Genomic DNA, 19,088 nt, shown 5'->3' on the forward strand with positions numbered 1-19,088 from the left:
CGGGAGACCGCCACGCCGCGAGCTTCAACGGGGCCGCCCTCAATCGAGGGCGGAAAGCCAAAATCGTCCTGCGTGGCCTCGTCGGCGCCGTCGCTTCAACGGGGCCGCCCTCAATCGAGGGCGGAAAGAGATCCTCGAGCGAGCGCGATCGATGAACTGGTTGTTCGCTTCAACGGGGCCGCCCTCAATCGAGGGCGGAAAGCAGCGTGCGCCCGTACTTGCGCGCGGCTCCTGGCCTCGCTTCAACGGGGCCGCCCTCAATCGAGGGCGGAAAGACGGCTCACCCATGGCTGAGCCCGTACAAACTCTGGGCCCATCGCTTCAACGGGGCCGCCCTCAATCGAGGGCGGAAAGATCGCCGAGGAACCTCGACCGCGGCCACTCCACCGCCCCGCTTCAACGGGGCCGCCCTCAATCGAGGGCGGAAAGGGTGCTCGCTGCTCGCGTGGGTCCGACAGTGGGGTGCTTCAACGGGGCCGCCCTCAATCGAGGGCGGAAAGCGCTCGGGGCCTGACCGGCCAGGCCGTATGGCTCGCTTCAACGGGGCCGCCCTCAATCGAGGGCGGAAAGAAACGAGCGCCGCAGCGCCTCCCGCTCCGCGGTTGAGCGGCTTCAACGGGGCCGCCCTCAATCGAGGGCGGAAAGGACAAGCGGGTCCGGCACGGCGTCCACCTGCTCGGGCGTGCTTCAACGGGGCCGCCCTCAATCGAGGGCGGAAAGATAGCGGTGCTGAGCGGTCATGTTGCGGGCCTGTTCGTGCGGCTTCAACGGGGCCGCCCTCAATCGAGGGCGGAAAGATGGAGAGGCCACGACGGGCATGCGCGACATCGTCTGGCTTCAACGGGGCCGCCCTCAATCGAGGGCGGAAAGGGCAACGATCCGCAACCGTCCGGGATCGAGCTCATGTACGGCTTCAACGGGGCCGCCCTCAATCGAGGGCGGAAAGTGCCTCACTGTCTTGGTCCGACCCGTCGAGATTCGCTTCAACGGGGCCGCCCTCAATCGAGGGCGGAAAGGCGATCCCGGGCTCGTGTGTGATGGGGGCACGTGCGCAGCTTCAACGGGGCCGCCCTCAATCGAGGGCGGAAAGGTACGACCGCGGTGGCCGACGGATCCAAGGTGGTCGCTTCAACGGGGCCGCCCTCAATCGAGGGCGGAAAGGCCTTGCTTGAAGTCGCGTACTGGATCGAAGACGGCGAAGCTTCAACGGGGCCGCCCTCAATCGAGGGCGGAAAGAGGCAACGACGCGACGGCTCTCGAGGATTCGCGACATGCTTCAACGGGGCCGCCCTCAATCGAGGGCGGAAAGCCCGGCACGAACGGCGCGCGCGGTGGCGGTGGGATGCTTCAACGGGGCCGCCCTCAATCGAGGGCGGAAAGTATGAACTCGCTGGCCACACTCGACGCCCTCGACGTCGCTTCAACGGGGCCGCCCTCAATCGAGGGCGGAAAGAAACCAGGCCGCGTGGCCGCCGTCCGCGTCAGTGTAGCTTCAACGGGGCCGCCCTCAATCGAGGGCGGAAAGGCGCTGATCAGGGCCTTCCTCACCTGGATCTTTGGCGCTTCAACGGGGCCGCCCTCAATCGAGGGCGGAAAGCCGCGGTCGGGATCCGGGCGTGCCGGCGAGCGTCTGGCTTCAACGGGGCCGCCCTCAATCGAGGGCGGAAAGCGAGAAGCCCTGTCTGTGTGAGCCGGGGGACGGCTACGTGCTTCAACGGGGCCGCCCTCAATCGAGGGCGGAAAGGGGTGTGGCCTCGATCGAAAATCGTTCCGTGGCCAGAAGCTTCAACGGGGCCGCCCTCAATCGAGGGCGGAAAGACCTCGCAGAGCTGTCGTAGGCAGGCGCGCCGAGTGCCGTGCTTCAACGGGGCCGCCCTCAATCGAGGGCGGAAAGGGGGCCTGACCCGGCGAAGTACGCGGGCGTTACCGCGCTTCAACGGGGCCGCCCTCAATCGAGGGCGGAAAGCCTGGTCCGGCTTGTCGTCGTCACCAGCGTCGTCATCCTCGCTTCAACGGGGCCGCCCTCAATCGAGGGCGGAAAGCCTGGTCCGGCTTGTCGTCGTCACCAGCGTCGTCATCCTCGCTTCAACGGGGCCGCCCTCAATCGAGGGCGGAAAGCCTGGTCCGGCTTGTCGTCGTCACCAGCGTCGTCATCCTCGCTTCAACGGGGCCGCCCTCAATCGAGGGCGGAAAGCCTGGTCCGGCTTGTCGTCGTCACCAGCGTCGTCATCCTCGCTTCAACGGGGCCGCCCTCAATCGAGGGCGGAAAGGCCTCGCGGCTCCGCTGACCGTGCCCGAGGTGCTGCGCTTCAACGGGGCCGCCCTCAATCGAGGGCGGAAAGGATCCCGGCGTCTGACAGCCGCGCGCCGCCGGTCAGCTTCAACGGGGCCGCCCTCAATCGAGGGCGGAAAGCGGGTCCAGGGCGTTGTCCACCGGCGACTGGCTGGCTTCAACGGGGCCGCCCTCAATCGAGGGCGGAAAGCGGTAGTGCTCGCCACGGTACACGACGTCCACGTGCAAGCTTCAACGGGGCCGCCCTCAATCGAGGGCGGAAAGCGGCAATCCCTATCACCCAAGCCCAGACGGACCACAGGGCTTCAACGGGGCCGCCCTCAATCGAGGGCGGAAAGTGCCGGGCTTCGTGAGAGCTTCGTCAGTGAGCGCGGCTTCAACGGGGCCGCCCTCAATCGAGGGCGGAAAGGGAAAAGCTGTGCGTGGTCCCCCCGGTCTGCCACGGCCGCTTCAACGGGGCCGCCCTCAATCGAGGGCGGAAAGCCAGTTAGTGGTGACGATGCGTACCGTGGACCGTGCGGCTTCAACGGGGCCGCCCTCAATCGAGGGCGGAAAGGAGCCTCGGGTCGCTCCGGGGACCGGTTCGTTTCGTCGCTTCAACGGGGCCGCCCTCAATCGAGGGCGGAAAGGGCCACCAGTGTTCCCACCGGGACTCCAGCATCTCGAACTGCTTCAACGGGGCCGCCCTCAATCGAGGGCGGAAAGCGGGATCCGCGACGTCGAGAACGGCGTCGTCTACCTGCTTCAACGGGGCCGCCCTCAATCGAGGGCGGAAAGGAGGACGGCGCGATCGCCAAGTACCACGAGGCGTGTAGCACGCTTCAACGGGGCCGCCCTCAATCGAGGGCGGAAAGGAGAACCAGACCGGCATCACGCCGGTCCGACCGTCGAAGCTTCAACGGGGCCGCCCTCAATCGAGGGCGGAAAGTGCCCGATCCCGCGGTCCAGTCGATACGATCGCGCGAGGTGCTTCAACGGGGCCGCCCTCAATCGAGGGCGGAAAGCGAGGCCATGCTGGTCACGCGAGCGGCACCACTCTAGCTTCAACGGGGCCGCCCTCAATCGAGGGCGGAAAGGAGCGGTGGCGGAAGATCTGCCGATGGTGGGGCCGCGCTTCAACGGGGCCGCCCTCAATCGAGGGCGGAAAGGCGTCGGCCTGCGCGGCGCCCCAGCTCCCGGGCTCAAGCTTCAACGGGGCCGCCCTCAATCGAGGGCGGAAAGGACACACGCCGGCTGCGATGGCGAGGTGCATCGGCTCAGTCGCTTCAACGGGGCCGCCCTCAATCGAGGGCGGAAAGAGGCCGTGGACCCTCGCCACCTCGGGCTGATCCTCGGGCAGCTGCTTCAACGGGGCCGCCCTCAATCGAGGGCGGAAAGCAGAGCAGAAAGCAAGCTCGCAGCCAAACTATTTTGCTTTGCTTCAACGGGGCCGCCCTCAATCGAGGGCGGAAAGTGACCTTTACGAAGCGTTCAAAGCCAAGGGCTATTACAAGCTTCAACGGGGCCGCCCTCAATCGAGGGCGGAAAGTAGCGGGGACGTTGCCCCGGTCGGGGTGCGTGTAGATGCTTCAACGGGGCCGCCCTCAATCGAGGGCGGAAAGCTGGTAGCTTGCCCACTGCTCGGGCGACATCATCTTGCAGCTTCAACGGGGCCGCCCTCAATCGAGGGCGGAAAGTCGAGCGGCTCGAGAAGCTGGCGCGCGAGCGGTCGGGCTCGCTTCAACGGGGCCGCCCTCAATCGAGGGCGGAAAGCCTGCGCAGCGGGCGAATCATACTGTTGCTTGTCGCCGCTTCAACGGGGCCGCCCTCAATCGAGGGCGGAAAGAGCACCACCCGGCGTGGGCGCGTTGCAGTAGGTACGCGAGCTTCAACGGGGCCGCCCTCAATCGAGGGCGGAAAGCTCCGACAGCAGGATCAGAGGCTGGCCAACCGTCCCAGCTTCAACGGGGCCGCCCTCAATCGAGGGCGGAAAGCCATGGTCTGCCGCCGCGAGCAGACGCACCGCAGCGCTTCAACGGGGCCGCCCTCAATCGAGGGCGGAAAGGACTTGCGCGCGGGGCTGCTCGAGGCCAGCACCGCGACGTGCTTCAACGGGGCCGCCCTCAATCGAGGGCGGAAAGATCCCGTCGGGCTCCACCCAGTACACGGGGCCGTCGAGCTTCAACGGGGCCGCCCTCAATCGAGGGCGGAAAGAGCTCGAGAAGAACTCGCGGAGTTCCTCGCGCCTCACATGGCTTCAACGGGGCCGCCCTCAATCGAGGGCGGAAAGACATGAACAGCGGGCGCCGTGTGCCACCTGGTGTTGACCTGGGCTTCAACGGGGCCGCCCTCAATCGAGGGCGGAAAGCCACGCTGCACCAACGACGGACCCGAGCTGGTACCTGCTTCAACGGGGCCGCCCTCAATCGAGGGCGGAAAGAGCCTGGGTCTCGACGTCGTCGCGGCGCCAAGCGGGCTGCTTCAACGGGGCCGCCCTCAATCGAGGGCGGAAAGTGGTCTGCCGTCCGTCATGCACTGGGTCGATACGGCGATGCTTCAACGGGGCCGCCCTCAATCGAGGGCGGAAAGACCCTGCCTAACGGATCGATCAAGGCGCTCACGCTCGTGGACGTGCTTCAACGGGGCCGCCCTCAATCGAGGGCGGAAAGAATGACTAGGTACTTCATGGTGCTCCTAGCAAATGCTTCAACGGGGCCGCCCTCAATCGAGGGCGGAAAGAGGAAGCGCGAGGTAGCGGCACAAAAGCGGCTAGCCGCTTCAACGGGGCCGCCCTCAATCGAGGGCGGAAAGCGAGCGGAAGATGCCGCGCCCGCGCATGGCCGCGCTGCTTCAACGGGGCCGCCCTCAATCGAGGGCGGAAAGCTCGAGCAGCTGCGCGCCGCCGCCCGCGTCGGTCGGCTTCAACGGGGCCGCCCTCAATCGAGGGCGGAAAGGGGACGGGCAACGGCCGCACGCTCGAGGTCACGGCGGATCTGCTTCAACGGGGCCGCCCTCAATCGAGGGCGGAAAGGGGCTGGCGCAAGCACGTCTATGGCCATGGGCTGTGGACAGCTTCAACGGGGCCGCCCTCAATCGAGGGCGGAAAGCCTGCTGGCGAACCGCACTTAGCAACACGTTTTCGTGCTTCAACGGGGCCGCCCTCAATCGAGGGCGGAAAGGACCGACCCTGCTCGATACGTTCCACGTCACGGTGGCCCCCGCTTCAACGGGGCCGCCCTCAATCGAGGGCGGAAAGTCGGCGTCGTGCGCTGCTGCATCCACTGGCCGGCTGGGCTTCAACGGGGCCGCCCTCAATCGAGGGCGGAAAGTTCACCTTCCATGCAACAACTGGGAGACCTGCTCTGTGGGCTTCAACGGGGCCGCCCTCAATCGAGGGCGGAAAGAACGTCTGGCGGGGATCGATCCCCGCGGGGATGAGGCTTCAACGGGGCCGCCCTCAATCGAGGGCGGAAAGGCCTCGACGTACGCTCGTCCTGGAACCAATGCCCTCTAGATGCTTCAACGGGGCCGCCCTCAATCGAGGGCGGAAAGGTGAGGGGCGAAACCCGCGGGTCAGGCTGCCCAAGCCGCTTCAACGGGGCCGCCCTCAATCGAGGGCGGAAAGGTTACCTCATCGTCGATCTCGACGCCCTCACGCGCGCTTCAACGGGGCCGCCCTCAATCGAGGGCGGAAAGAAACCGGTCGATCTTGGTCGCCACCCTGTAGGGGTGCTTCAACGGGGCCGCCCTCAATCGAGGGCGGAAAGGCGTTCACCCTGCTGGCGCCAGCGGCCGCGCCCCCGCGGCTTCAACGGGGCCGCCCTCAATCGAGGGCGGAAAGGACTCGCTCGTCGTGCGACTCGACGGCACGGGCGATCAAGCGCTTCAACGGGGCCGCCCTCAATCGAGGGCGGAAAGAAGCAACTCAACAACGAGTACGTCGCGCGCCAACAGGTCAGGGCTTCAACGGGGCCGCCCTCAATCGAGGGCGGAAAGTCGCGTCGAGCGCCTGCATGGGCCGCGGCAGGGCGTTCGCTTCAACGGGGCCGCCCTCAATCGAGGGCGGAAAGCACATGGGTGCGCTGTCACAAGTCAGCAACAGGCCCGGACGCTTCAACGGGGCCGCCCTCAATCGAGGGCGGAAAGCTCGTCTGGCCGGTGGGTCAGGGTTCGAGTGTGGGGGTGCTTCAACGGGGCCGCCCTCAATCGAGGGCGGAAAGGCGCGTTGAACTGCTGCAAGAACGATTGAAAGCCGCTTCAACGGGGCCGCCCTCAATCGAGGGCGGAAAGGCGGACCCATCAACATCATTGCAAGGCGACGCAATGTTGCTTCAACGGGGCCGCCCTCAATCGAGGGCGGAAAGCCGTACACCCGTCCAGCTCAGGCCCGCTCGCGTCTCGACCGCTTCAACGGGGCCGCCCTCAATCGAGGGCGGAAAGGACCGGGCTCGAGTTCCCGTGGCGGGGGCGGGTGTTCTGGCTTCAACGGGGCCGCCCTCAATCGAGGGCGGAAAGCAACCCGCCCACCGGGTCTGTCTGCGACCCCTTCGATTCGCTTCAACGGGGCCGCCCTCAATCGAGGGCGGAAAGGACAGCCCATTCTGCGCCGCCACGTCAGCAAGCGCGGGGCGCTTCAACGGGGCCGCCCTCAATCGAGGGCGGAAAGTCGGTGGGCACGGATCAGCGTGCACCTGACCACGTCGCTTCAACGGGGCCGCCCTCAATCGAGGGCGGAAAGACCTCGTGCGCCGCATCACCGTCGCCCCCGAGGTCGTCGCTTCAACGGGGCCGCCCTCAATCGAGGGCGGAAAGGGCTGCTCGTGCACGCGCTCGGGGCGGGCGCTCGCAAGCTTCAACGGGGCCGCCCTCAATCGAGGGCGGAAAGGGGATGCTTGGCCGACCTGTCCCCACTGTACATGGCCAAGCTTCAACGGGGCCGCCCTCAATCGAGGGCGGAAAGAGACCAGGATCGACGGGTCGCGCTCGCCGTTCGGGTCGCTTCAACGGGGCCGCCCTCAATCGAGGGCGGAAAGAGTTCGCTCGCAACCTACCAGAATCACGGGCTTTTTGACAACCTCCTGCACGCAGGGCGATTTCGCTCGCCTCGCGGAGGCCATCTTGTTCAACTTTCCAATTTTGAAACAGCGTCCCCGCCCCCCTTGCATCCCGAATTCCGCACTTTGCACGCAAGACCGGGGTTTCATTGCGTCAGACCCCGCGTGCAGCGACTTCAACCTTCTAACCTGAACACAAACCCAGGTCAATCTGAACGCAAATCCAGGTCGATGAAAATCCCCAAACAATCATGAACCAACCGCCACCCATCGTCACAAGCTCCAACCACATCCCCCCCAGCAAACCCCTGAACTCCAACCGCCCCGCCACTCATGCAATCCCCACAATTCACCGCCGCCCACGCCGACGCTGACCTACTCCCGGTGCGCATGTGCAACGAACTCGTCTATTGCGAGCGCCTCTTCCACCTCGAGCACGTCCAGGGCATATTCGTCGATTCGGCCGACACAATCAACGGCCGGGCAGAGCACGAGCGCGCGGAACAAAACCGCGGCCGCCGGCGCAGGTCCTCAAAAACGGCAGACGAACTCCCACCGTGGCCGAATGCCCCAAGAAGCCTCGAATTCATCTCAAACGAATGGGGCATTCGCGGCAAGATCGACTTCCTCGAGGTCGAAGACGAACAGGCAATAGTCGTCGAAACCAAACATGGAAAGCCTCCCAAGCCTGGCCCCCAGAAGTGGCAGGGACTCGAGCTTCCAGAGGGCGCGTGGCCAGCCGACACTGCCCAGATCGGCCTATACCTGGCGATGCTCCGCGAGTATGGTCTCGACGCCCAAGTGGGTCGCATCTACTACCGCGCCTCGCGTTCCACCGTCTCGATCGAGTGGTCAAACGAGCTCGAGACCTTTCTTCACGCCGTGCTCCGGCGCGCCCAAGAAGTCGGCGAGCTGACAACACCACCCGAACCGCTGCGTGATAGCCCCAAGTGCCCCGGTTGCTCGCTGCACGAGGTCTGCCTCCCCGACGAGCATTTCTCGTTGCAGGAGCACCAGCCCCCAACGCGTCGGCTCCCGATCGCCCGCGACGATCGCTATGTCGTACACGTCACCACGCCAGGCTCAAAGGTGTGCAAAGACGGCAACGCGCTACGCATCGAACCGCGCGAGGGCGAGCCCACGCGCGTGTTACTCAAGGACATCTCCCATGTGTCGGTGTTCGGCCCGTCGCAGATCACGGCGCAGTGCTTTGGCGGCCTGCTCCGCGATGGCATCGGCGTTTCTCACCACACCACCACGGGCACGCTGCTCGGTGTGAGTGCGCCAATTGCCACGCGCAACGTCGGCCTGCGTCGCGCCCAATACCGGGCCGCCGACGACCCCACCAAGTGCATCGAGGTCGCCCGCGCGCTGGTGGTCGCCAAACTTCGCAACCAACGCACGGTGCTGCGCCGGCAACTTCGGCAGCCCGGCGCTGGTGAGGCCGCACTACGTGAGGCGGTCGAGCACATGACACTGTCGGTCCGCTGGGCCGAGCGAGCCGCGACCCTAGATGTGCTACGCGGCTACGAGGGCGACGCCGCCCGGAGCTACTTCGGCGCGCTGCCTTCGACGCTGCCCGAAGACTGGCGGGCGGATTTGGCGGGGCGCTCGCGCCGGCCCCCTCGGGATCGGGTCAATGCCATGCTCAGCTTCGCGTACTCGCTGCTGACCCGCGAAGCGATCGCGGCGATCGGCCGCGTGGGGCTGGATCCGATGCTCGGCTTCTTTCACTCGATGGTCCCCGGTCGCCCTGCCCTCGCTCTCGACCTGATCGAGCCGTTTCGCCCGGCGTGGTCAGACACCGCGGTGCTCCGGTTGATCAGCACCAGTGGAATCGATCGACGAGACTTTACGGTCATTCCGGCTGCGGTCTACTTGAACAACGCCGGGCGAAAGAAGCTCATCGGCGCGCACGAGCGGCGCGCTCGTGAAGAGACGAGCCATCCGCGCTTCGACTACCGCATGTCCTACCGCCGAATACTCGAGCTCGAGGTGCGCGTGCTCAGCAAGTTCCTGGCAGGTGAAATCGACGAGTACGTCCCGATCTGGACCCGTTGAGATGCCACGGCACTATCTCGTCACCTATGACATCAGCAACGACCTGCGCCTACGAAGGGTCCACGCAATTGTGCGTGACTTTGGTCAGCCCGTTCAGTACTCGGTGTTTCTTGCCCGGCTGAGCGACGCCCAGAAGGCCGAGCTCACGCGCCGACTCGGCCACACGATCCACCACGAGGAGGATCAGGTGCTGCTCTTCGACCTCGGTCGCGCTCATGGCCAACACGAGATTGAGCTTCCCTCCCACGAAGTGATCGGACGATCACTCGAATGCGACACCCGTCGTGTCGTCGTGCTCTAGATTTTTCTATCGACAGTCCTTCAGAGACCCTGTACTCTCTCCGAATCGACAGGCGCACCAATCATGCAGTTCAGAAAATTCTTCGAGCAGGCGACAGGCAACGCTCCCTATCCTTACCAAGAGGAGTTGGCCACTGGCGACCAACTCCCGCACCTGCTCGAGGTCCCGACTGGCGCCGGGAAGACCGCTGCGGCCGTGCTGAGCTGGCTGTGGCGTCGCATACACGGCAACGCAAAGATCCGCAGCGCGACAGGCCGCCGGCTCATATTCTGCCTGCCCATGCGCTCCTTGGTCGAGCAGACCCAGCGCGCAACCCAAGAGTGGTTGGCAGCCCTGGGTCTCGAACTCGACGTCCACGTGCTCATGGGCGGCGCGATCGCACGCGATTGGGACGACGCGCCCGAACGTGACTCGATCATTATTGGCACACAGGATCAGCTGCTTTCTCGCGCGTTGAACCGCGGCTATGCAATGAGTCGGTTCCGCTGGCCCATCCAGTTTGGCTGGCTAAACAACGATTGCGTATGGGTCATGGACGAGGTCCAACTCATGGGCTCAGGGCTCTCGACCAGCGCACAATTGCATGCGATGCGCCAGCAATTTGGCGCATTCGGGCCATGTCACACCATGTGGATGAGCGCGACGTTGGCCCGCGGATCCCTTGACACGGTGGATCTGCGCCGAATTACACTGCGGGAGCAGGGGCTCGGTGCGGCAGATCGCAAGGCGCTGAGCAAGCGCTTGAAGGCCAAAAAGCCGCTCGAGCTGCTGCCCACGGATCCCAAGAAGCCGCTGTCAACGGCCAAGCAGCTGCTGGCGTTGCACAAAGCGGGCTCGTTGACGGTGGTCGTCGTCAATCGGGTCACCCGCGCCCGGGAGCTGGCCCAGGCGTTGAGCAAGGCGGCCAATGGCACTCTCGAGGTCACCCTCATTCACTCGCGCTTCCGCCCACACGAGCGAAGCGAGGCGCAGCGCAAGGCGCTGCAGCCGGGCTGGTCGGGCATCCTGGTCGCCACCCAAGCGATTGAAGCAGGCGTCGACATCGACGCTCGGATCCTCGTGACCGAGCTAGCTTCATGGCCATCGCTGGTCCAGCGCTTCGGTCGGTGCAATCGGGCCGGCGCGCGCAAGGACGCTCAGGTCCTATGGATGGACGTGGCCAGCAAAGACGCCGCCCCCTACACGGCCGAGGCGCTCGACCTGGGCCGCGGGCGCCTGCGCGAGCTCGACGACGTCGGGCCGGAGTCACTGACCAAGGTTGGCATCGACGACGCTCGCCCGGCGCTGCCAGTGATACGCCGCAAAGATCTCTACTCGCTGTTTGACACCCAGTCTGATCTAGCCGGGCACGATATCGACGTGAGCGCCTTTGTGCGCGCGACCGAACATGACGCCGATGTTCAAGTGCTGTGGCGGACCTGGGAGGGGGCTCATCCGCCCGACGACGCCGCCGCACCCAGGCGCGAAGAGCTATGCCGCGTACCGATCGGCCAGCTCGATACATTGATCAGCACCAAGGCGCCCGCGTGGCGCTGGTCCAGCCTGCGCGCCACTTGGGAGCGGGTCACCTCGAAACGAGACCTGTACCCGGGGCTCACGTTGTTGATGCCCGTGCAAAGTGGGGGCTACAGCGCCGCGTTTGGTTGGACCGGCGACAAGCGGGACATTCCCCCAGAAGTGCCGCTCCCGTCCGACGCCGAGCGATCCGACGCTGACGAGGGGGATCCCTGGACCTACAAGCTCCACGAGTATGTCGAGCTGTCGGTGCACTCCGACGACGTGGTCGGGGTCGTCGCCGAGCTGCAAGCGGGCCTGGGTGAGCTCGCCCTGCCCTGGTCAGAGCTGACACGCGCGGCTCGCTGGCATGATCTGGGCAAGGCCCACGCCGCGTTCCAGAGCATGCTGACGCAAAAGCTCGAACCTGACGATGAAAGGCGCGACAAGGTTTGGGCGAAGAGTGATTGGGTTCATTCGGGTAGGTGTGAACGTCCGCACTTTCGCCACGAGCTGGCCAGCGCGCTGGCGTTCCTCGACCAGGGCGGCAGCGATCTCGAGGTCTATTTGGTGGCGGCGCATCACGGCAAAGTTCGAATGGCGGTCCGGTCCCGGCCGGGCGAGCCCGCGCCCAAGGGCGAACCCAACCGGCGCTACGCCCTGGGCGTGTGGGATCGAGATCCGCTTCCACGGGTGGAGCTTGGCTCGGGCGTGGTCTCGACCGCGTGTGAGCTCGACCTGTCGGGCATGGAGCTAGGCTGGCAAGACGGCGCGCCCAGCTGGACCGAGCGGAGCTTGAGCTTGCTCGACGAGCACGGTCCGTTTCGCTTGGCCTACCTCGAAGCGCTGGTGCGAATCGCCGATTGGCGGGGGACTCGCAAGCGCGCCAACTCGAAGGGACGGGGCGGCCATGCCTGACGTAAAATTGCCAGGACTACGGCCTGAGCCAATTGCGCAGTACCTAAGTGCTCTAGGCGTGCTCCGGTTGGTAGCCGAGCAGGCAGACACGTCGGCGAGGGGGCGCTGGGTAGACGGCTTTTTTGTCCTCAGCAGTGATTTCGAGCCAGAACTGCTCGTCGACTTTCTTCTTAACGACTATAAGCCGACTCCAATTGTCGCCCCTTGGAACAACGGGAGCGGTTTTCACGCTTCGGGAACCAAGGAAAGGGCTGTCAAGCGGATCTCCGCTTCTACCAGCACTCGGTTTGCCGCCTATCGAGCCGCAATAACGATCGCGGCTCAGGTACTTGCCGAGATGGGTGGCCCATTGGCGGTCGCGAACAAGAGCAGCAAGGCTCAACTGATCGGCAGGTTGAGGTCGGAGTTGCCGGATGACGCGACTGCTTGGATGGATGCTGCACTCGTGCTCACTGACAGCGGGAGTCGATTTTCGCCTCTTTTGTGCAGCGGCGGAAATGATGGAAATTTCGAGTTCTCACTGACGTTCATGAAGCGGATTGTAGAGCTTCTTCTGAGTGACAAGGCGACGACGGCTGACGCTGTGCGAGGTTGTCTCATGGGCACACCGTCAATCGGGGGCAAGAACGAGCCTGTGGGCCAGTTTTGCCCCGCGAATGCCGGGGGCGCGAATATCTCGACGGGGTTCAAGGGCAACGGACTGCGAGTAAATCCGTGGAGCTACGTGCTCATGATCGAGGGCGTGCTGATGCTAGCGAGTGCTGCAACGCGACGCCTTGATGCAAACTCTGGCTCCGGACTTTCGTTTCCGTTTGCCACGAGGAACGCCGCAGCAGGGTACCCGTCAGCCGCACATGAAGACCACAACGACGAACAGTGGTTGCCGTTGTGGCATCGACCCGCATCGTGCCCGGAAGTGCGCCACCTCTTCGCAGAGGGCCGTGCCAAGGTGAGGTCCTCCCGACAACGACGAGATGCGGTGGACAGCGTCGATTTCGCTCGTGCGATTTCAACTCTCGGTGTCGACCGTGGCGTCGATGAGTTTGTCCGGTACGGCTTTCAAAAGCGGTTTGGCAGGATGTTCTTCGCGGTGCCGCTTGGCCGGTGGACGGTCAGCAACTCGAAGGGCGCCGATCTGCTCGCGGAGATCGATCCCTGGCTCAATCGCCTACGCGGCTTCGTCGGCTCGGGCAAAGCTCCGGCTTCGGTCGCCAGCGCGACGCGGCGGCTGGAGGGCGCAATCATGGAGGCCTGCCAGCGCGACGAATGGGCGACGACGCTCGAGATCCTGATCGCCCTCGGTGAAGTGGAATCCACACTCGGCCGCGCAAAAGATCGGTGGCTCCGTCCGCTGCCTCCACTCTCGAAGGCCTGGTTCTACCGGACCTGCAACGACCCCAGCCCGGAGTATCGCCTCGCGGCCAGCCTGGCGTCCGCGGGGATCCGCCCGCGCCAGCGCCCGATCGCGCTCGACAAGCATCGGCGCTGGGACTGGGCTTCGCCGGGCTCGAAGACGATGACCTGGGTCGACACCGCCAGCCTGGTGGAAAACTTGCTGTCGCTCCTGCGTCGGCGCGAGGTCGAAGATCAACAACGCAAGGGTCGCGCGCCCCACCGCGACGCGGCCGATCTGGGGATCACACGAGATTCGCCAAACGTCGGGCACCCGCGTTGCTGGGCCTCGCTGGCCGACGTCACCGCGTTCATCGATGGGCCAGAGGTGAGTGGCATCGATGAGCAGCGGCTCGAGGCGCTGATGAGCGGCCTGAGCCTGATCGACTGGGCGCGCGTAAATCCGCGACCCCCGCGATCCGAGTACGCCGTCCCCCCGGCTGGGTTTTCGCTGTTGGCGCTCGCCCACGGCCTCGAAGACCCCGCCCGCGCGGGCCACCTGCTCCCGGCGACGTCGGGGATGTTGGCAAACGCCGCCGCCGGGCGTCTCGACGTTGCCTCACGCCTGGCGATCCAGCGTCTGCGCGCGAGCGGTCTGCCCTTTGCGCTGGACCGGCTGGGCGACGACCGAGCTCGCGCGCGCAGGATCGCGGCCGCGTTGGCGTTTCCGCTCGCGCCCGAGTCACTCGGGCGCCTGAAGCGAATGTTGTTCCCCCGAGTTTCTCAGAACACCGACTACGAACAAGAGGATGTGCAGCAGTGACCCAATTCGAACTCCCCCATGCTTCGAGGCTTCTGATTCGCGCCCGTTTGGCGCCGCTTCAAGGCTCACGGTTTCAACCGACCGGCTTTCCCGATCTGGGCGCAGCCCGCTACCGCCTGCACGACGGCACCGAGATGCTGCTCGTAGAGTCGAATCAGTCAATGGCGAATCGCATGGAGAGCGTGTGCTGGGACGAGGAGGCCCAGGATGTGGTGGCGCCCCTCAAAGGGCTCCCCTACGTGCAGGTGTACGAGGGCGACAACCCGATCACCAACAGCCTGCTCGAAGCCCATCGGCTGAACTCGGTCTATATCGTGAAGAGTGACTTTCGGCCCGCGCTCGAAGCCGCGATTGGCTACGATAAGAATGCGGACACGCCTTTGGACCGTTCGCGGCTGGTGAAGGCGATCTGCAAGTACGACCCCAACGCGCTGCTGCATGGCGTGTTTCTAGCGAGCATCGCGGGCGTGCTGCGAGTTCCCCGGGCGTTCAGCGGCTTCATCGAGGCTCGCAACGTTCACGAGGCACCCAGCGGGGGCGTGAAAAACGACAGCGTCCGCGCGGGCAAGGGCGACAGTGACCGAACGGCGGCCGAAGGCTACGGCAACGTCCCCTACCATCGGGTGGAGTTTACCGCCGAGGAGATTGACGCGTTCTTCAACCTCGACATTGCACAACTTCGCAGCTACCGCTTGCCCGCTGCGACCACGCGGCTGCTCTATGCGCTGGCCGTCTACAAGATCCGGGCGGTCCTCGATCGGGGCCTGCGCTTGCGCACCGCCTGCGACCTGCAAGTGACGGACGTACAGGTCACGCGGCCCGAGGGCGCGACGCTGCCCAGCGAAGACGAAGCGACGGCGGCGATCCGCAAGCTGCTGCCCGCTGCCGCAAAGGAGGGCGTGTTCGCCAATCCGCCGGTCACCCGCGCCAACTTCTCGGCGAAGGGCGGCAAGACCGAGGCGTCCACGTCCAAGAAGGCGTCGGCCAAGAAACCAAGCGCGAAGAAGAAGTAGGACCCGCCATGATCGGTCTTCGCCTCACCTTCACCGCTGGTCGCTATCACGCGACCGGCTGGGATCATCACGTCAATGAAGGCGTCGCGGAGTGGCCGCCTGCGCCGTGGCGGATCCTTCGAGCGCTGGTCGCCGCGAGCTATCGCTTGGCGGACCACGAGCGCGGGGGCGTGTCCGAGCTGCTCGAGCGGCTCACGCCATTGCCTGTATACCGGCTCCCCGCCGCGTCCACGGCTCACCTGCGTCACTACATGCCGACGGACAACAAGCCGGTGAAGGTGCTCGACACCTTTGTCGCCGTGGGCGATGGCGCGCGTGCGCCCGCGGAAGTGTTGGTCTGGTGGCCGGGGCTAGAGCTGACGGATCCCGAGCGCGAGCTGCTTGGGCGGCTGCTCCAGCATGTCGCGTATCTGGGCCGCGCCGAGAGTTGGGTCGAGATCGCGGTCGCCGATGTTGACGAGAGCCAGACACCCAACGCTCGACCGCAGGCGTTCGACGAGCCCGCAAACGTGCAGACGGTTCGCCTGTTGACGGTTCAGTCGACAGAGGAGCTCGCCGCCTGGCGCGAGCGCTGGTTGGAGGCCGTCCCCGCCAAGGGCAAGGGCAAGTCTCCCACGCCGCCAGCGTCAGTCTGGGACGTGCTCAACGTGAGCACGGCCGAGCTCCAGCGAGAGCGGTGGTCCCAGGCGCCCGGCTCATGCTGGGTCGACTATCGCCTGGAGGAGCCTCCACGTGTGCGCCCACGCGCTCGCCGGGCCAAGCAAACCGGGCCAAGCGGCGCGGTGTTCTTGCTCGAGAGCGCGGTCAGGCCGTCAGCCGATCAGACCCTGGTGATCGCGGAGCGCATGCGCTCGACCGTGATGGCGCTCGCCAACAAGCGAACCGGCGCGGTCCCTTGGCAATTCTCAGGCAAGGACCACAATGATGCTCCGCTCACGGGCCACGAGCATGCGTACTTCCTGCCGCTCGCGCGCCGAGATCGAGACGGGCGAGAGCTGATCGATCGTGTGTTAATCTGGGCGCGCGATGGCTTCGCGCCAGACACTTGGGCGAGCCTGCAGCAGCTGGCGGCGAGCGGCCGGCGACTGCGGGGACAGGCTGACGAGCATCCCCTCGAGCTGATCCTCGCGGGCTACGGTGGGTTCGACCAACTGCGTGCGTTGCTGCCCGTCAACGCCGCGCATCCGCTCGAGGGTTCGTGGCTTGGGCCGTCGCGGACCTGGGTCAGCGCCACGCCCTTTGTCCCCCCAAGGTTTACGAAGTCACGGCGCAATCAACTGATCGACACGCCCGAGGACCAGCTGCGGTGGCTGCTCCGCGAGGTCTTGGGGGTCCCGGAGCACGAGGTCAGCGAGATCGAGACCGAAGAATCCAAGGACACATTTGGCTGGAGCCGCTTTGTTCGCGTGCGAAAAAAAGATCGCTCTCGGACCGCAGCGCGGGCTGGTTCGGGCTTTCGGATCACCTTCACCAAACCGGTATGCGGTCCGATCGCGCTGGGCTACGGCGCTCACTTCGGCCTCGGCCTGTTTCGACCGGCGTAGCGCCCAATCAACTCAGTAGTTGATCCAAGCAGCCGCGGTCCAGTCGTCGCCGCTGGGATCCACCGCCCCAACATAGCTCGTCCCGCCGCAGCCGGTCCCGTCGCCGCTCACGTCCCCGCTCGGGACCACGTTGGGGCTACCCCAAGCAATACTGCCCAACCCGGGATCCGCGTCGAGGTTGGCGCGCGCGGGATCCTGCACCCACGCGGTCCACCCGGCGCTGTCGAGGCTATCAGCACCCGAGACGTGCTGATCCCCGCCCAGGATCCCAAAGAAGATGTTGTTGGCGATATCGACATTCCCGCCGTCAGCCTCGACGAAGGTCGCCTCGTCCGCGAGGTTGGTAGCCTCGTTGGTGGTGTTGGTGAAGATGTTGGCGTACCAGCTGCCGTGGGTGCCCTCTTTGATCGTGATCCCCTTGCTCTTGCCACCGCCGGCACCGGATCCGATGCAGGTCGTGTTGCAGATCGTCGGCGAGGTCTTGGGGGTCGCGTCGAAGTCGCTGCTTTGGTTGGAGACCTCGAAGCAGTTGTCGCCGGTCGAACCACTCTGATGGATCAGCATGTGCTGCGCGGTGCCGGCAAAGCCCTGGTCCATGTCGATCGAGTCGTCCGCGGCGCCCGTGACCACGATGTGGTCGAGGTCGAACGCGCCACCAAACATCTCGATGCCGTCGTCGAGGCCCATGTGCGACTGCACGTAGCTGACCTTGGTCGCGGTCCCGCACGCATAGAAGGTGATGCCGTTGAGCTCGTTGCCCTCGGAGATCGCAAAGCCGGCATACTCGACGCGGACGTAGCGGAGCGAGCCGCAGTCGTGGGCGGGGTTGGTGCCGCCGTAGGTCGGCGGGATCGGGAAGCCCTCGGCCATGCCCACGCCGCCCTGCAGGTTGGTCGTGGCCTCGCCAAGCAGGACCAGGCCGCCCCAGTCACCCGCGGCGGGGTTCTCGTCGTCAAACGAGGTGAACACGATCGGCGCGTCGGCGGTGCCTTCGGCGACGATCCGGGCGTCCTTCTCGATGACCAGCGCCGAGCCAGCGCTGCCCCGGATCAATGTCCCCGGCTCGATCGTCAAGGTCGCGCCGTTGACGAACACGAGGGTGTCCGCGGCGAGCACGTAGGTCTTGTCCGCGGTCCAGGTGGTGTCCTCGGAGATGTCCTCGCTGATCGTGACGGTGCTGTCGCCGTCGGTGTCGGTGTCGGTGTCGCCGTCGCCGTTGGTGTCCGTGTCTCCATCAGCGGTGCCGTCATCCGTGCACGCGCCAAGCAGCAACAAAGAGCACAACGAGCCAGTGGTCAGGAACGAAGAAATTCGCGTCATAGTTGGGCAGTAGCTACCCCGCGATTGTGACGAACCACGATCGTGTTTGCGAAGTTCATGTGACGTTCGCTGCCAGGCGACCCGAAAAAATTGCCTGGAGCTAGCGCGGCGGCCGTGTCTAGCGCGGCGAGAGCGGCTCGACCCCAAGCAGCGCGCAGGTGCGCTCATACAGCCGGGCGCAGACCTGAGCGTCATGCGCGATCGGGTGCACGCTGTCGATCTGCTTGCGCTTGAAGTACCCCCCGGCGTGGGGGCGCAGCTCCGCGGCCGGCAGCAGCGCCAGGTAGATCGAGGTTGCGGCGCCGTCGTCGAGCGAGTCGCGGCCTTGCATCTTGAACCCGTCAACGAGCAGCTTGGTGGAGATCACGCCAGGGTGCAGCGAGACCGCGATTGGCCCGCTGTCGCCGAGCCGCCGGGCGAGCTCGATCGTGAACAACACCATCGCGAGCTTGGACTGCGCGTAGGCGGCCCGGTCGTTGAAGCCCCCGTCGAAGTTGAAGTCGTCCCAGCGCAGCTCGCCCTGCTTGTGGACCATCGAGCTGACGTTGATGCAGCGCGCGGTTGGCGAGCGGCGCAGGCTGGGCAGCAGCAGCTGGCACAGCAGCGCGGGCGTGAGGTGGTTGATCGCCCACGTCAGCTCGTGGCCCTGCGGGCTGCGAGCGGCCTCGGTCATGAACACACCAGCGTTGTTGAGCAGCACGTCGAGCGGGCGATCACCGAGGGTGTCCTCGAGCGCGGTCGCGAGCTCGCGGACCGCCTGAAGATCCGAGAGCTCGGCCGCCAGCGACTGCACCCGACCGTGACCAGGGATCGCCTCGAGCGCGGCGATGACGGGCTCGAGCTTGGCCTGCGTGCGGCCGTGGATGATGAGATCGGCGCCGGTCGCCGCGAGTGATTCCGCGGTCCTGCGTCCAATGCCGTCAGTCGCGCCAGTGATGAAGATCGTGGAGGTCATG

Annotated in this window: 8 protein-coding genes and 1 CRISPR repeat array (1 of these 9 running past the window's edge); of the genes, 6 read left to right on the forward strand and 2 right to left on the reverse strand. The window is 65.6% G+C overall.

What is annotated here, in order from left to right; translation table 11 throughout:
* A CRISPR array of direct repeats spans positions 1-7,305; the repeat unit is 36 nt; unit sequence GCTTCAACGGGGCCGCCCTCAATCGAGGGCGGAAAG; it begins 1,442 nt to the left of the window's first position.
* Positions 7,306-7,659: 354 nt separating this feature from the next.
* The 6 genes from cas4g/cas1g (at position 7,660) to csb2 (ending at position 16,812) form a co-directional block, all read left to right on the forward strand.
* Positions 7,660-9,387, forward strand: a complete 1,728-nt coding sequence (gene cas4g/cas1g, locus DB30_RS03285) for a CRISPR-associated endonuclease Cas4g/Cas1g (RefSeq protein WP_146657946.1) — start codon at positions 7,660-7,662, stop codon at positions 9,385-9,387.
* Position 9,388: 1 nt separating this feature from the next.
* A complete protein-coding gene (cas2, locus tag DB30_RS03290; protein WP_052546503.1) occupies positions 9,389-9,688 on the forward strand; it encodes a CRISPR-associated endonuclease Cas2 in 300 nt (99 codons plus the stop codon).
* 63 nt (positions 9,689-9,751) lie between these two features.
* Positions 9,752-12,100, forward strand: coding sequence for a type I-G CRISPR-associated helicase/endonuclease Cas3g (cas3g, locus tag DB30_RS03295; protein WP_052546504.1), 2,349 nt, complete (start codon positions 9,752-9,754; stop codon positions 12,098-12,100).
* Complete coding sequence (gene cas8g1, locus DB30_RS03300; RefSeq protein ID WP_146657947.1) at positions 12,093-14,255, forward strand: type I-G CRISPR-associated protein Cas8g1/Csx17; 2,163 nt, start codon at positions 12,093-12,095, stop codon at positions 14,253-14,255. Before cas3g ends, cas8g1 begins: the two co-directional genes overlap by 8 nt.
* On the forward strand, positions 14,252-15,268 hold the full coding sequence (cas7g, locus tag DB30_RS03305) for a type I-G CRISPR-associated RAMP protein Csb1/Cas7g (RefSeq protein ID WP_052546506.1): 1,017 nt from the start codon (positions 14,252-14,254) through the stop codon (positions 15,266-15,268). Before cas8g1 ends, cas7g begins: the two co-directional genes overlap by 4 nt.
* A gap of 8 nt (positions 15,269-15,276) precedes the next feature.
* Positions 15,277-16,812, forward strand: coding sequence for a type I-G CRISPR-associated protein Csb2 (gene csb2, locus DB30_RS03310; RefSeq protein ID WP_052546507.1), 1,536 nt, complete (start codon positions 15,277-15,279; stop codon positions 16,810-16,812).
* A gap of 12 nt (positions 16,813-16,824) precedes the next feature.
* Here csb2 and DB30_RS03315 read toward each other — a convergent pair whose 3' ends face one another.
* Together DB30_RS03315 and DB30_RS03320 are read right to left on the reverse strand one after the other, a co-directional pair.
* Complete coding sequence (locus DB30_RS03315; RefSeq protein WP_146657948.1) at positions 16,825-18,132, reverse strand: hypothetical protein; 1,308 nt, start codon at positions 18,130-18,132, stop codon at positions 16,825-16,827.
* A 118-nt stretch (positions 18,133-18,250) separates the two neighbouring features.
* Positions 18,251-19,087 carry an SDR family NAD(P)-dependent oxidoreductase gene (locus DB30_RS03320; RefSeq protein ID WP_052546509.1) on the reverse strand — a complete coding sequence of 279 codons (837 nt, stop codon included), beginning with the start codon at positions 19,085-19,087 and terminating at the stop codon, positions 18,251-18,253.
* Position 19,088 lies beyond the last annotated feature (1 nt).

This window comes from Enhygromyxa salina, from assembly GCF_000737335.2.
GTDB lineage: Bacteria > Myxococcota_A > Polyangia > Nannocystales > Nannocystaceae > Plesiocystis > Plesiocystis salina_C.